Below are 13,204 nucleotides of genomic sequence, written 5' to 3'. Positions count from 1 at the left end.
AGCGGCTCGAGGGAGAACCGTCATGAAGGACGACACGTCCTACCGCCCCGCGGTTCACGCGCTGCTCAAGGACGGCACCACCGTCCGCATCCGTGCCGTCGAGCCCGGGGACCACGATCAACTGGAAGGGCTCTACGCGGAGATGTCCCCGGACAACCGCCGCCTGCGCTTCTTCTCCGCCGGCTCCCGCTCCGCCGGCCCGGCCGCCGACACCGTGTGCGCTCCGGCCCGGCGCGGGCACCGGGCCCTGCTCGCCGAACGCGCGGGACAGGTCATCGGCCTCGTCGAGTACCACGCCGACGACGACGCGCCGCGCACCGCCGAACTCGCCGTAGCGGTCGCCGACGGGCTGCACCACCGGGGCGTGGGAACCCTGCTCGTCGAGCACCTCGTCTCGGCCGCCCGGGCCGACGGCATCACCGGCTTCACCGCCGACGCCCTCAGCGAGAACCACGAGGTGCTGCGGCTCTTCGCCGACCTCGGCCTCGCCGCGACCCGGCGGTTCGACGGGCCCGAGGTGCACTGCGTCATCGACCTGCACGAGGACGAGACGTACTTGACGGCCTCGGAGGCCCGGGGACGGGCCGCCGACGTGGCCAGCCTGGAGCCGCTGCTGAAGCCCCGGTCCATCGCCGTCGTCGGGGCCGGCCGCCGTCCCGGCTCGGTGGGACGCGCCCTGCTGCACCACCTCCACGAGGGCGGCTTCACCGGCCGCCTGTTCGCGGTGAACCCGGCCGCCAGGGCGATCCTCGGGGTACCGTCCTACCCCTCCGTCGGCGCCCTTCCCGTCGCCCCTGACCTGGTCGTCGTGGCCAGCCCGGCCGGGACCGTGCCGGCCGTCGCCGAGGAGTGCGGCAAGGCGGGAGTACGCGCCCTCGTCGTGGTCTCCGCCGGACTCGACACGGAGCAGTCCGAGGCCCTGCTCACCGCATGCCGGGCCCACGGGATGCGCCTGGTCGGCCCCAACTGCCTCGGCGTGGCCAACACCGCCCCCGGGCACCGGTTCGACGCCACCTTCGCCGCCGCGCACCCGCGTGCCGGGACCGCGGGGGTCGCCGTACAGTCCGGCGGCGTCGGCATCGCCCTGCTGGAGGGACTGTCCCGGCTGGGCATCGGCGTCTCCGCGTTCGCCTCGCTCGGCGACAAGTACGACGTCAGCGGCAACGATCTCCTCCAGTGGTGGGAGAGCGACGGCCGCACCGACCTCGCCCTGCTCCACCTGGAGTCCTTCGGCAACCCGCGGGCCTTCTCCCGCACCGCCCGGCGTGTCACCCGGCGCATGCCGGTGCTGACCGTCGACGCCGGCCGCACCGACGCCGGCCGCCGCGCCGCCGCCTCGCACACCGCCGCCGCGGCCACCGGCACGATGACCCGCCAGGCACTGTTCACCCAGGCCGGCATCACCGCGACCCGCTCCGTCGGCGAGCTGCTGGAAGCGGCGGCCCTGCTGCACGCACAGCCACTGCCGGCCGGCATCCGCGTCGCCGTGATCACCAACGCCGGCGGCGCGGGAGTACTGGCCGCCGACGCCTGCGCCGAAGCCGGCCTGACCCTCAACCCGCCCAGCCCCGAACTGGCCGACGACCTGCTCGCCGCGCTGCCCGCCGGAGCGAGCGCCGGCAACCCCGTGGACGCCACCGCCGCCGTGACCGAGGACGCGTTGAGCGCCTGCGTCGAGCGGCTCGCGGGTCACCCGGCCGTCGACGCGGTCCTGGTGGCCCTCGTCCCCACGGCGGTCGCCGCGGCGACGGGTGACGACCTGGTCCGGGCCGTCACCCAGGGCCCCGGCCGCCGGGCCAAGCCCGTCATCGTCGTACGCCTGGAACAGGACCTGCCGGTCACCCTGCTGCCCGTCACCGACGGCGAGGCGATCCCCGCGTACGCCGAACCGCAGGCGGCGGCCCGGGCGTTGGCCCACGCCGCCCGACGAGCCGCGTGGCTCGCCCGGCCTGTCGGCACCGTGCCGGACCTGGACGACATCGACACCCCCCGTGCGCACGCCCTGGCGGACGGCTTCCTCGCCCAGCAGCCGGACGGAGGCTGGCTGGACCCGCGTGCCTGCGCCGAACTCCTCTCCTGCTACGGCATCCCCCAGCAGCCCTGGGCCTGGGCCGAGACCGAGGACGACGCCGTACGCGCCGCCGCACGCCTGCGCGGCACCGACGGCCGAGTGGTCCTCAAGGCACACTGGCCCGGACTCGTGCACAAGAGCCTTCAGCACGCCGTCCACCTCGACCTGCGCGACGAGGCCCAGGTACGCACGGCCTTCCAGGACCTGCGCACCCGCTTCGAAGGACTCATGACCGGAGTCGTCGTCCAGCCGCTCGCATCCCGCGGCACCGAACTGTTCGCCGGCGTCGTCCAGGACGGCGTCTTCGGCCCGCTCGTCGTCTTCGGCCTGGGCGGCACGGCGACGGAGGTACTCGCCGACCACGCCGCCCGCCTCGCCCCGCTCACCGGTCGGGACGTGCACGACCTGATCACCGCCCCGCGCTGCGCCCCCCTGCTCTTCGGCACGCAAGGAGGCGGCCCCGTCGACCTGGAGGGACTGGAACAGGTGCTCCACCGGTTGTCCTGCATGGCCACGGACCTGCCGCAGCTCGCCGAGGCCGACTTCAACCCGGTCCTCGCCACACCCGGCGGGGTCACCGTTCTCGACGCGCGGATACGTCTGCTGCCCCGGCGGCCGCAGGACCCCTATCTGCGCCGACTGCGCTGAGGAGGAACAGACATGAGGAACCAGAAGGTCGGCTCCGTGATGACCACCGAGGTGATCCGCGCCGAGCACGGCACTCCCTTCAAGACCGTCGCCAGGCTGCTCTCGGAACACCGCGTCAGCGGACTGCCCGTGGTGGACGACGACCAGCACGTCATCGGCGTCGTCTCCGAGACGGACCTGATGCTCCACCAGGCCGCGACGCCGCTCGCCTACGAGCCGCCCCCGCGGTTCCGCGTCGCACGGCTGACACCCCGCGCCCGCCGGCGGGCGGCCAAGGCCCGGGCGTGCACGGCCGGCTACCTGATGACCGCTCCCGCCGTCGGCGTGCACGCAGGGGACACTGTCGTGGAGGCCGTCCGCACCATGGTCGAACACCGGGTGAACCGGCTCCCGGTACTCGACGAGGACGACCGCCTGATCGGCATCGTCACCCGGCACGACCTGCTGCGGACCTTCCTGCGCCCCGACGCGGAGATCCGCGAGGAAGTGCTCCGCGAGGTGCTGGAACGCGGACTGTGGCTGGTCGACGGCAGCGTCGACGTCACCGTCACGGAGGGAGTCGTCACGCTGGAAGGCGAGATGGAGCGGAAGAGCGAGACCGAGGCAGCGGTGGCCATGACCCGCAGGACCGACGGAGTCGTCGACGTCGTGGACAGACTCACCCACCGCTTCGACGACTCCCGGTTCCGGGACGACACGCGCGTGCCGGGCGGCGTCGCGGACGACTGGCTGCGGCGGCTGTGAGAGGAGGCGGACCACCATGGAGCAGAGGGTGCTGGTCACCCACGGGTCGACCAACGGATCGACGGAAAGGATCGCCGAGACCGTGGCGGAGGTGCTGCGGACAGCGGGGATCACGGCCGAGGCGCTGCCCGCCCGGTCGGTGACGGACCTGGACACCTACGAGGCCGTGGTGGTCGGCGGTGCCCTGTACGCCGGGCGCTGGCACAAGGACGCCAGGCGCTTCGTACGGCGGCACCGCGGAGCACTGGCGCACCGGCCGGTGTGGTTCTTCAGCTCCGGACCACTCGACTCGACGGCCTCGCAGCGGGACATCCCGCCCGTGCCGGGTGTCAAGAAGGCCATGGCCAGGCTGGACGTCCGTGGGCACGTCACCTTCGGCGGTTGCCTCACCGAAGGCGCGGAAGGTCGCGTCGCCCGCCTGATCCTTCGCAACGGCAAGGGCGGTGACTTCCGCGACTTCGCCGCGATCGAGCACTGGGCGGCGGGTGTGGCGAAGGAACTCGGTGGCATGGTGCACCGGTGAACAGCCGTGGCGGTACGGCCCGTCGTGCCCCCGACGGCCGGTCTCCCGGCGCCGGGGGCACGGTCACGACCGCGTACGAGCCGACGGCGTGGGCGCTCAGGCGCGCCCGGCCACATGGTCGGTGAACCAGTCGGTCGTCAGCCGCACGACGTGGTGCAGGGCGTCGGTCGAGGAGGCGGGATCGGCGACGTCCGGTATCTCGACCACGTGGTGGGGACAGCGCAGCCAGTCGGCGGCCAGCCGGTTACGGCTGAGCAGCGGTTGGTCGAGGTCGCCGGTGACCAGCAGGACGGGAACGGACACCCGGGCCAGCGCGGACGGGCGGGCGAGTCCTGGCCGCCCGCTGACGCAGACCACCGCACGGAGGGCGTCGTGTTCCGCCGCGGCCTCGAGCGCTGCGGCCGCCGACGTGCCGCCGGCCGCGCAGCCCACGGGAAGGCTGGTGCGCTCGTGCAGCCAGTCACAGGCCGCACCCAGACGACGGGCCAGCATGACGACGTCGAAGACGTTGCGCCTGTGTGCCGGCCGTACCGTCTCCCACAGGTTCAGTGTCAAGGTGCCCAGGCCGACGCGGTGCAGTGCGGCGGCGGAGTCCTGCCAGGAACGGTCTCCCGTGAGCAGGACCATGCCCCGGGCCGCCACGGGTACGGTCAGCCGTCCGGTCAGTTCCACCGACCCGGCGGGCACCGTCACCGCGTACTCCCGTGGCGGGTGACGGCGGGGAACCGGCTCGATGGCCGGTGGACCGACGGCGGCCGTCGCGCGGACGTCCTCCAGGATGCGGTGGCCCGCCTCATGGCGGTCGCGACCGTGTGCGGGAAGCACCGTGCGCTCGACATCTACGGGCCGATGGGTCGGGCCGTCCGTGTGGGTGCGGTAGCGCATGAGCCGCCACCTCCTCCGTGCTGCGGCGGCACTGTCGCGGTGCGCCGCCCTGGTATCAGTGCAGCGCGCCACCGCCGTCCGCAACAGAGGCGACCGGCCCTCGTGACGAGGGCCGGCCGGTCCTTGCCGGGCGAGCCGCGAGGACGGGGCACGTCCCGTCGACGGTTCAGCCCGCTCGCTGGCTCCACCGCGGACCGACGAGCCGCCACTCCGCGTCCCACTGAGCCATGCGCCGTCGGTCGAGGCGCCGCCGGGCGAGGGATGCCGTACCGGTAGCGGCGCCGGCGAGGACGGAGGCGGAGCCGAGACCGAGGAGCACGGACGAGACGAGTGCGTCGGCCGGTCCGGTCGGCGGGGTGGCGAGCTTGTCGCGGGCGTCCAGCCAGACCGTGACGTGCGCGCCGGGCTGCACATGGTTGCTCACCAGCGTCCGGCCGGTGCGGTAGGTGCCGTCCGAGTGCGGCCAGCGAACGGTCGCGGAGGTCCGGTAGGCCGAACTCTCGACCGATGCGGAACTCTGCACGGCGTTCGTGAGTACGACGGCCCGCACGGGGTTCAGTTCCGCGCGCTCCCGGGCGAAGCCGTCCTGGGCCGCCTGAGCCGTCACCAGTCCGGCGACGGCTCCTCCGCACACGATGACCACCCACATCACCAGCACCATCCAGGCTTCGACGATGTCGTCGTGCCGCCGCAGGGGATTGCTGCGCCAGCGCCACAGCCGCTTCCGCGGGATTTCGTGCACACCCATCAGCCCCACCTCCTCGTCCCTCACTCCTCCGAACATGGCAGCCGGCCCGTGCCGCCGTCTTGAGCCGATCGGTACCCCCGGAGGCCGATCGGCCCTGCCTCGCACGCTCACGAAGCGATCCCCGAGACATGCGCGTACGGGCACGTGACCGGATGAGCACCGGTGAGCGGACGGGACCGGCCGGCGAAGCGGGGGGCCGTCCGGCCCAAGCCGTGCCGAAGGGAGAGGGGCACGGTGGAAGCAAGAGCCGAGCACCTGTGACGACGGCAACCCGGCTCGCACCTGCGGGTCGCCGTCCGCAGTCTCCCGGCTTCCGCCGCGGACAGCGAAAGGGTGAGCACACATGAAGGCATATGTCTTCCACGGCCCCGGAGAGGCCGCCTGGGAAGAGACCGCCGATCCGGTTCTGAGCGATCCCACGGACGCGATCGTGCGGGTCGATGCCGTCACCGTCTGCGGGACGGACCTGCACATCCTGAAGGGCGACGTGCCCGAGGTCGGGCCGGGGACGGTCCTCGGTCACGAGGCGGTCGGGGAGGTCGTCGAGACGGGCCGGGACGTCCGCTCGGTGCGGCCCGGGGACCGGGTGCTGATCTCCTGCATCAGCGCCTGCGGGCGGTGCCGCTACTGCCGGGAAGCCATGTACGGGCAGTGCCGGGGCGGTGGCGGCTGGGTCCTCGGACACCTCATCGACGGCACCCAGGCCGAGTACGTACGCGTCCCACACGCGGACTTCTCCCTGCATCCTCTGCCCGCGAACGTCACCGACCAGGACGCCGTGTTGCTGGCGGACATCTTCCCCACCGGCTACGAGGTGGGCGTGCTCAACGGCCGGGTGCGTCCCGGGGACACCGTCGTGGTGGTCGGCGCCGGCCCGGTGGGGCTGGCCGCCATCGCCACGGCCCGGCTTCTCGCACCCGAGCGGATCGTCGCCGTGGACGTGGCCACCGCCCGGTTGGAAGCCGCCCGGAAGGCCGGGGCGGACGCGGTGGCCGCTGCCCAGGAGAACCCCGAGCAGTTGGTCGCCGACCTGACCGAAGGACTCGGCGCGGACGTCGTCATCGAGGCCGTGGGGGTGCCCGAGACCTTCGAGATGTGCACCCGCACGGTGCGGCCCGGAGGACGCGTCGCCAACGTCGGCGTCCACGGCAAGCCCGTGACCCTGCACCTCGAAGACCTCTGGAGCAAGAACATCACCATCACCACGGGCCTGGTCGACACCCACTCCACGCCCACCCTGCTGCGTATGGCGGCCGCCGGCCGGCTCCCCACCGCCGGGCTGGTCACCCACACCTTCCCGCTCGACCGCATGGAGGAGGCGTACGACGTCTTCGCCAGCGCCGCCGACACCGGCGCGCTGAAGGTCGTTCTGGGCGGACCACGGCGTGAGGTCGTCGAGGCCGGCGCAGCCTGAACGCGGCACCGCAGGACACGTCAGAAAGGTGGGCCCCACCGGGACGAGGGCCGTTCCGCGACAGGTCAGGGACTGTCGGCCCTCGCCGCCGGCCGCTTCCCCCGTGAAGGCTGGGAGCTCGTGCACCGGACGACACACGGAAAGACGACCGGCTGATGTACCGCAACGACGGATTCCGCGAACTGAACCGGCAGGAGAGCCTGCGTCGGCTGGCCAAGGCGGTCGTGGGCCGCATCGTGCACACCCGCGAAGCCCTGCCCGCCGTCCTGCCGGTCAACTTCCTCCTGGAGGAGAGCGGTGCCGTGCTGTTGCGCACGTCGGCCTCCTCGGAGCTGGCCCGCGCCATCGACGGCGCCGTGGTCGCCTTCGAGGCCGACGAGGTCGACGTCGCGGCGCATTCCGGCTGGAGCGTCGTCGTCACCGGCCCCGCCTCGGTGGTGACCGACCCTGACGAACATGAGCACCTGGTCCGCATCGGGCCACGGCCCTGGGTGCCCTGGCCCGTGGAGGTCTTCGTGCGCATCGAGCCGGAACTGGTCACCGGCAGGGAACTGGTCGGCGGGCGCACTCTTTACGGTGTGGACATGCCGCCGTCGGCTTCGGCACGGACGTCGAAACCACCGTCGACGAAGGAACACTGACCCTGCGGGCCGAGCGCGGCTTCCGGTTGACGGCAGCACTCGCGACGCGCCTTCGGATCACTTGATCCGAAGGCGCACACGTGTCGCGCCCTGCCAGGCGTGTCAGTCCACCCGACGCACCACGTCGCCGTTCGGCGGATCGAACTCCACATCGACTACCCCCTCGACCGCGCGGACCAGCCGGGCGGCCACGGGCACCAACGAGGTGTCCCGCAGACGGCCGCTGAGCGTCACCCTGCCGCCGGAAACGCGGACCTGGACAGGCTGCGCGGAGGCGACGAAGAGGGGGGAGACGATCTCCCGGCGAATCTCGTCGGCGAGTTCCTCGTCGGACCGCAGGAAGACCTTCAGGAGATCGGCGCGGCTGATCACGCCTTCGAGGAGTCCCTCGGCGGTGGTGACGGGCAGCCGCTTGAGCTGCCGCTGTGCCATGATCCGGGCGGCTTCCGCCAGTGTGGCGTCGGCGTGGACGGTGACGGCCGGTGTACTCATCAGCTCGCCCGCGATCAGTGCGCCAGCTTTGGCCAGGTCGGGCAGCCGCCTCAACTGCGTGAAGCGGTCGGGGTCGCTGTCGCGGAATTCTTCTTTGGGCAGCAGATCTGCCTCCGAAACGACACCGACGACACGCCCCTCGCCCTCCAGCACGGGCAGGGCACTGATCTTCCACTGCTGCATGAGCTCGACGATCTCTTTGAACGCGGCGCCGCGGCCCACGGCCACGACGGTGTGCGTCATGACATCGCTCACGAGATGCGGACCATGTGACATGAGGTTCCTCCTCGATGCGCCGTGTGTGCCGACGACGGTTTCGGTGAAGCCTTCGGTCCCGGATGCTGCAGCAGCTCCGGAATGGCCGAGGCGGCGGGCACCCGGCGTCTCCGAGCGCCGAGACGCCCCGGCTGACGGTGCAGGGCGGTGTAGTCACACCCGGTGCCCGCTGCCGTAGGGCGCGTACAGATCGAGCAGGCGAATCCGAGCCGCCTGCAAGCGGTGGGCGACCACGGAGCCGACCCAGACGGCGACGGCACGACCGAACTCCGGATCGCGAGCGCACATGACCCGTACGGCCTCCGCGTCGAACTCCCAGGCCCTCACCGGGCTCAGCGCCTCGGCGCCCAACTGCCACTGGTACGGCGGAAAGTGCCAGGACCAGCCGAGGAGTTCCCCGTGACTCACCGACTCGATGGCGGCGGCCCGGCGGCCGGGAACCCGCGAGTCGAGTGTGACGGTGCCGCTGCGGATGACCCAGAACCGGTCGGCCGGCCGACCCTCTTCGAACAGTCTCGTGCCCGCCTCGAAAGAGACTTCGCGGGCTATGCCCATCAGCCGGTCCCGGTGGCCGACGGACAGGGCCGTGGTCATGCTGTTGGTCATCGTCCGATCCCTTTCGCGTCGTGTGGCTCGTAGTTCGGTGACGTGTGACCAGGCACTCGACCTGACGGCGCGCGTCACGTCGAGCACCCCGTCCGGCTCGAGACCGGCGAGGCTGCCGATGGTGTTGTCCCGGTCTTCCTCGAAGGCTCCTGCTTTCAGCCTGTACGGCAGGCGGGTGCTGTGACACGGGTCGCCCGGGCCCCATCGCAGGGTCGTTCGGCCCCCAGCGCGTGGCCCGCGACCATGGAGACGGGACCGCACAGTGCTCGTGCACCGTGAGTGTCAGGTGGCGAAGAGCAAGAAGGGCGGGACGGAGAGAACCCCTTCTCGTGGATCCCGGCTCTGCGCGACTGCCGTCGTGCGGTTGTGGCGACCCGCGCAGTCGGCGCGATCGTCCAGCTGTTCGCTCGGCGGGGGAGCGGGGAGTGCCGTCTGGCCCCGACCGTGAAGGCTGCTCACGGACCGCAGGACGGCAGAGCGGGTGGCCGCCTGGTATGGCCCCGTTCGGCCCAAGACGCCGCGGGCTGGGCAGGCCGATTCTGGACATGTGGAGAACACCGCCCATACGTGCGGGAGGAAGCGATGTACGGCTGCGAATACACGGTGAGCGATGTCATGACCCGCTCCGTCGTGGCGCCGGCCGCAGGGGCGAGGTTCAAGGACATCGTGCGGACCATACGAACGCAGCGGATCAGCGCGCTCCCCGTCATCGACGCGGGGAACCGTGTGGTCGGCGTCGTCTCCGAGGCGGATCTGTTGCGCAAGGAGGAGTTCCGCGACAGTGACCAGGATGTGCACCCGAGGACCGGTCCCGTCCCGGCCCACGACAAGGCGCGAGGGGTGACGGCGGCGGACCTGATGACGTCCCCCGCCGTCACGATGGGCCCCCACGAGCCCCTGGCCGGGGCTGCCCGCGTCATGGCGCGGCGTGGGATCAAACGCCTGCCCGTCGTCGACGCCGACGGCGTGCTGCGGGGGATCGTGAGCCGTGGCGATCTGCTCAGGGTCTTCCTTCGGCCCGACCAGGAGATCGCTGAGGAAATCCGGCACGAAATCATCGGCGGCCGCTTCCCGACTGAGATCGGACCGGTTCGAGTCGAGGTTCACGAGGGGGTGGTCACACTCGCCGGCCGAGTGCGCGACACGTCGGTCGTCCCTCTGGCCGAACGGCTGGTGCGCTCGGTCGAGGGCGTGGTCGACGTTCGTTGTGAGCTGGCAGGGCCCCGTCATCGGCCAGCGCTCGAGTGAACCGGCCCGACCGCACGGCCCGCCGGCTGCTCGGCAAGTCGGACCCGCTAGACGCGGGTCGCCGCGCGAGCCGTGCTCAGCGGTCGCGCCCGGGTCCGGGCGAAGTTCGGCGACGGTCCGGTGCACAGCGCCCGGATCTACAAGCTCGCCAAGGACTCCGCGGTCAAGGCCCGCACCCAGGCGATCAACCAGCTCAAGGCCGTCCTGGTCATCGCCGACCCCGCCCTGCGGGAATGTCGAGCCTCGGCAACGCCGAGCTGTTCCGCACTGCGCGTGCCTCGGCCCACCCGACGGTGGGGGAGACGAGGACGCGGTGACCCGGGCCACCCACATCACGTTGCGCATGCTCGCCGAGCGCAACGAACAGCTCGCCGGACAGATCACTGAGCTGAACCAACGCCTGACCCGGCTCGTCGAACACCACGCACCGCAGCTGCTCGTGCCGGTGGGCATCGGTCCGGACAGCGCCGTCACTCTCCTGATCACCATGGGGACAATCCCGAGCGGATGGACAGCGAGGCGTCCTTTGCTGCCCTTTGTGGAGTCAGCCCCCTTGAGTACTCCTCTGGGCGCCGGAGCACGCGCCGGCTCAACTACGGCGGCGACCGCCAGGCGAACGCCGCCCTGCACCGCATCGTCTTCACCCGGCTGCGCCACGACCCGCGCACCCAGGCGTACTACGAACGCCGCATCCAGGAGGGCAAGACCCGCCGTGAAATCATCCGATGCCTCGAACGATACGCAGCCCGCGAGGTCTTCGACCTGGTCAGACCAGTTGCCCGCACCCCCGCGTTATAGGGGCGTCTGTGAGACGTGAGAGGCTGCGGGGCGTGAGTGAGACACCGTCGAACACCCTGCAATACCGCTTTGACGGGCCAGAAGAGGCCCCGGTCCTGATCCTCGGTCCCTCACTGGGTACCACATGGCACATGTGGGACCGGCAGGTGCCCGAACTGACCCAGCACTGGCGGGTCTTCCGTTTCGACCTGCCCGGACACGGAGGTGCCCCGGCCCACCCGGCGGGCTCCGTCGCCGAACTCACCACGCGTCTGCTGGCCACCCTCGACGGACTCGGCGTGCAGCGCTTCGGCTACGCGGGCTGCGCGTTCGGCGGTGCCATCGGGATCGAACTGGCCCTGCGCCACCCCGAGCGCCTCGCCTCCCTCGCGTTGATCGCCGCCTCGCCCCGGTTCGGCACGGCCGACGAGTTCCGCCAGCGCGGTGTGATCGTGCGCACCAACGGGCTCGACCCCATCGCCCGCAGTTCTCCCGAGCGCTGGTTCACCGGCGGGTACGCGGCCGCGCAGCCCGCGATCACCGAGTGGGCGGTGCAGATGGTGCGGACCACCGACCCGGGCTGCTACATCTCCGCCTGTGAGGCCCTCGCCGCGTTCGACGTGCGCGGCGAACTCGGCCGGGTCGGCGTCCCGACCCTGGTCCTCGTCGGCTCCGACGACCAGGTCACCGGTCCCGCCGAGGCCCGCACCCTGGTCGCCGGCATCCCCGACGCCCGCCTCGCCGTCGTCCCGGGCGCCTCCCACCTGGTCCCGGTCGAGCAGCCCGCGGCCGTCACCGACCTGCTGGTGCGGCACTTCACCACCGCCTGGCAGGCCGTCCACGACGCCACCTCCACCGGTCAGATCCCCGTCCCGGCCCCGGTCCACCCCACCGCACACCCGGTCCCGGTCGGCCCGGTCCCGGGACCCTCCGCCGCGCCCCTCCAGCCGGTGCCGGCTCCGCCGCCGCAGGCCGCGCCCATCGCCGAGATCGCCCCGGCCCCCGTCGTGCCGCAGGCGCAGGGGAGGCCCGACCCGTACGACGCCGGCCTCAAGGTGCGCCGCGAAGTCCTCGGCGACGGGCACGTCGACCAGGCGCTCGCACAGGCGGACGAGTTCTCCGGGGATTTCCAGGAGTTCCTCACCCGGTACGCGTGGGGGGAGATCTGGGACCGGCCCGGGCTGGACCGGCGCTCGCGCAGCTGTGTCACCCTCACCGCCCTCGTCGCCGGCGGCCACCTGGAGGAGCTGGCGCCCCACCTCCGGGCCGCCCTGCGCAACGGCCTCACCCCGGGCGAGATCAAGGAAGTACTGCTCCAGGCGGCCGTCTACTGCGGCGTACCGGCCGCGAACGGCGCCTTCCGGGTGGCCCAGCAGGTCATCCGCGAGGAGACGACACCACCGGAGTGAGCCCTGCGGGCGGGGAGCGGGCGCGCGGCGGCAGGATGGGGTCATGAAGCTCACCAAGAAGTCGCACGCCTGTGTCCGCCTCGAAAAGGACGGGCAGACGCTCGTCCTGGACCCCGGCGGGTTCACCGAGGAGGACGCCGCCCTCGGCGCGGACGCGATCCTCGTCACCCACGAGCACCCGGACCACTTCGACGAGCTGCGGCTGCGCGCCGCGATGGAGGACAATCCGGCCGCGGCGATCTGGACGCTGAACTCGGTCGCGGAGAAGATCTCGGCGGCGTTCCCGGGCCGCGTCCACACCGTCGGCCACGGCGACACCTTCACCGCCGCCGGCTTCGACGTGCAGGTCCACGGGGAGCTGCACGCGGTGATCCATCCGGACATCCCGCGCATCACCAACGTCGGCTTCCTCGTGGACGGCGGCAAGGTCTTCCACCCCGGCGACGCCCTCACCGTCCCCGACCACCCGGTCGAGACGCTGATGCTGCCGGTCATGGCGCCCTGGAACAAGATCGCCGAGGTGATCGAGTACGTCCGCGAGGTCAGGCCGCAGCGCGCCTACGACATTCACGACGCGCTCCTCACCGACCTCGCCCGCCCGATCTACGACCGCCAGATCGGCGAGCTGGGCGGCACCGAGCACCTGCGGCTGACGCCCGGCGACTCGGCGCGGCTCTGAGGCCCCGCCCCGGGCGGGACCGCGCTGTCAGTCCCGCCCGGTA

13 protein-coding genes are annotated in these 13,204 nt (G+C 72.1%); 9 read left to right on the top strand and 4 right to left on the bottom strand.

Translation table 11 applies throughout. The annotated features are described in order from the left end of the window. Window positions 1-22 precede the first annotated feature (22 nt). The 3 genes from ABS735_RS25180 to ABS735_RS25170 are packed head-to-tail and all read left to right on the top strand — an operon-like array spanning window position 23 to window position 3,986. On the top strand, window positions 23-2,719 hold the full coding sequence (locus ABS735_RS25180) for a bifunctional acetate--CoA ligase family protein/GNAT family N-acetyltransferase (protein WP_373900287.1): 2,697 nt from the start codon (window positions 23-25) through the stop codon (window positions 2,717-2,719). 12 nt (window positions 2,720-2,731) lie between these two features. Next, the gene (locus ABS735_RS25175) at window positions 2,732-3,463 is read left to right on the top strand and encodes a CBS domain-containing protein (RefSeq protein ID WP_373900289.1); all 732 of its coding nucleotides are present in this window, start codon (window positions 2,732-2,734) and stop codon (window positions 3,461-3,463) included. A gap of 16 nt (window positions 3,464-3,479) precedes the next feature. After that, window positions 3,480-3,986 carry a flavodoxin domain-containing protein gene (locus ABS735_RS25170; RefSeq protein ID WP_373900290.1) on the top strand — a complete coding sequence of 169 codons (507 nt, stop codon included), beginning with the start codon at window positions 3,480-3,482 and terminating at the stop codon, window positions 3,984-3,986. A gap of 96 nt (window positions 3,987-4,082) precedes the next feature. Here the strand turns inward: ABS735_RS25170 and ABS735_RS25165 are convergent, their stop codons facing one another. Together ABS735_RS25165 and ABS735_RS25160 are read right to left on the bottom strand one after the other, a co-directional pair. After that, window positions 4,083-4,871, bottom strand: a complete 789-nt coding sequence (locus ABS735_RS25165; protein ID WP_373900291.1) for an alpha/beta hydrolase — start codon at window positions 4,869-4,871, stop codon at window positions 4,083-4,085. A 166-nt stretch (window positions 4,872-5,037) separates the two neighbouring features. Further along, window positions 5,038-5,619 (bottom strand): Rv1733c family protein, encoded by a 582-nt coding sequence (locus ABS735_RS25160; RefSeq protein WP_373900292.1) that lies wholly within the window; start codon window positions 5,617-5,619, stop codon window positions 5,038-5,040. Window positions 5,620-5,962: 343 nt separating this feature from the next. Here ABS735_RS25160 and ABS735_RS25155 point away from each other — a divergent pair, with 343 nt between their 5' ends. Both ABS735_RS25155 and ABS735_RS25150 read left to right on the top strand, forming a co-directional pair. Then, a complete protein-coding gene (locus ABS735_RS25155; RefSeq protein WP_373900293.1) occupies window positions 5,963-7,033 on the top strand; it encodes an alcohol dehydrogenase catalytic domain-containing protein in 1,071 nt (356 codons plus the stop codon). 155 nt (window positions 7,034-7,188) lie between these two features. Then, the gene (locus tag ABS735_RS25150; RefSeq protein WP_373900294.1) at window positions 7,189-7,674 is read left to right on the top strand and encodes a pyridoxamine 5'-phosphate oxidase family protein; all 486 of its coding nucleotides are present in this window, start codon (window positions 7,189-7,191) and stop codon (window positions 7,672-7,674) included. 102 nt (window positions 7,675-7,776) lie between these two features. On the opposite strand, the gene ABS735_RS25145 is transcribed toward ABS735_RS25150, so the two are convergent. After that, window positions 7,777-8,442: a CBS domain-containing protein gene (locus ABS735_RS25145; protein WP_373900295.1), complete on the bottom strand. Its 666-nt coding sequence runs from the start codon at window positions 8,440-8,442 to the stop codon at window positions 7,777-7,779. Window positions 8,443-8,595: 153 nt separating this feature from the next. Further along, window positions 8,596-9,048 carry a Crp/Fnr family transcriptional regulator gene (locus ABS735_RS25140; RefSeq protein WP_373900296.1) on the bottom strand — a complete coding sequence of 151 codons (453 nt, stop codon included), beginning with the start codon at window positions 9,046-9,048 and terminating at the stop codon, window positions 8,596-8,598. A gap of 582 nt (window positions 9,049-9,630) precedes the next feature. Here ABS735_RS25140 and ABS735_RS25135 point away from each other — a divergent pair. The 4 genes from ABS735_RS25135 to ABS735_RS25120 all read left to right on the top strand — a co-directional run bounded on the left by ABS735_RS25135 (window position 9,631) and on the right by ABS735_RS25120 (window position 13,161). Further along, entirely contained in the window at window positions 9,631-10,296 is a 666-nt protein-coding gene (locus ABS735_RS25135; protein WP_373901249.1) for a CBS domain-containing protein, read from the top strand. A gap of 507 nt (window positions 10,297-10,803) precedes the next feature. Further along, window positions 10,804-11,094 carry a transposase gene (locus ABS735_RS25130; protein ID WP_373900297.1) on the top strand — a complete coding sequence of 97 codons (291 nt, stop codon included), beginning with the start codon at window positions 10,804-10,806 and terminating at the stop codon, window positions 11,092-11,094. Window positions 11,095-11,126: 32 nt separating this feature from the next. After that, window positions 11,127-12,482: a bifunctional 3-oxoadipate enol-lactonase/4-carboxymuconolactone decarboxylase PcaDC gene (pcaDC, locus tag ABS735_RS25125; RefSeq protein WP_373900298.1), complete on the top strand. Its 1,356-nt coding sequence runs from the start codon at window positions 11,127-11,129 to the stop codon at window positions 12,480-12,482. Between the two features lie 43 nt (window positions 12,483-12,525). After that, window positions 12,526-13,161, top strand: coding sequence for an MBL fold metallo-hydrolase (locus ABS735_RS25120; RefSeq protein ID WP_373900299.1), 636 nt, complete (start codon window positions 12,526-12,528; stop codon window positions 13,159-13,161). Window positions 13,162-13,204: the final 43 nt, after the last annotated feature.

Source organism: Streptomyces sp. MMCC 100 (assembly GCF_041538145.2).
Taxonomy (GTDB): domain Bacteria; phylum Actinomycetota; class Actinomycetes; order Streptomycetales; family Streptomycetaceae; genus Streptomyces.
The sequence above is the reverse complement of the archived record's forward strand: the minus strand, read 5'-3'. Positions and strand labels throughout refer to the sequence as shown.

What these genes read in the sequence shown, in the direction of transcription:
- ABS735_RS25180 (WP_373900287.1), top strand. Translation starts at nt 23, where the DNA reads ATGAAGGACGACACGTCCTACCGCCCCGCGGTTCACGCGCTGCTCAAG.
- ABS735_RS25175 (WP_373900289.1), top strand. Translation starts at nt 2,732, where the DNA reads ATGAGGAACCAGAAGGTCGGCTCCGTGATGACCACCGAGGTGATCCGC.
- ABS735_RS25170 (WP_373900290.1), top strand. Translation starts at nt 3,480, where the DNA reads ATGGAGCAGAGGGTGCTGGTCACCCACGGGTCGACCAACGGATCGACG.
- ABS735_RS25165 (WP_373900291.1), bottom strand. Translation starts at nt 4,871, where the DNA reads ATGCGCTACCGCACCCACACGGACGGCCCGACCCATCGGCCCGTAGAT.
- ABS735_RS25160 (WP_373900292.1), bottom strand. Translation starts at nt 5,619, where the DNA reads ATGGGTGTGCACGAAATCCCGCGGAAGCGGCTGTGGCGCTGGCGCAGC.
- ABS735_RS25155 (WP_373900293.1), top strand. Translation starts at nt 5,963, where the DNA reads ATGAAGGCATATGTCTTCCACGGCCCCGGAGAGGCCGCCTGGGAAGAG.
- ABS735_RS25150 (WP_373900294.1), top strand. Translation starts at nt 7,189, where the DNA reads ATGTACCGCAACGACGGATTCCGCGAACTGAACCGGCAGGAGAGCCTG.
- ABS735_RS25145 (WP_373900295.1), bottom strand. Translation starts at nt 8,442, where the DNA reads ATGTCACATGGTCCGCATCTCGTGAGCGATGTCATGACGCACACCGTC.
- ABS735_RS25140 (WP_373900296.1), bottom strand. Translation starts at nt 9,048, where the DNA reads ATGACCAACAGCATGACCACGGCCCTGTCCGTCGGCCACCGGGACCGG.
- ABS735_RS25135 (WP_373901249.1), top strand. Translation starts at nt 9,631, where the DNA reads ATGTACGGCTGCGAATACACGGTGAGCGATGTCATGACCCGCTCCGTC.
- ABS735_RS25130 (WP_373900297.1), top strand. Translation starts at nt 10,804, where the DNA reads ATGGACAGCGAGGCGTCCTTTGCTGCCCTTTGTGGAGTCAGCCCCCTT.
- ABS735_RS25120 (WP_373900299.1), top strand. Translation starts at nt 12,526, where the DNA reads ATGAAGCTCACCAAGAAGTCGCACGCCTGTGTCCGCCTCGAAAAGGAC.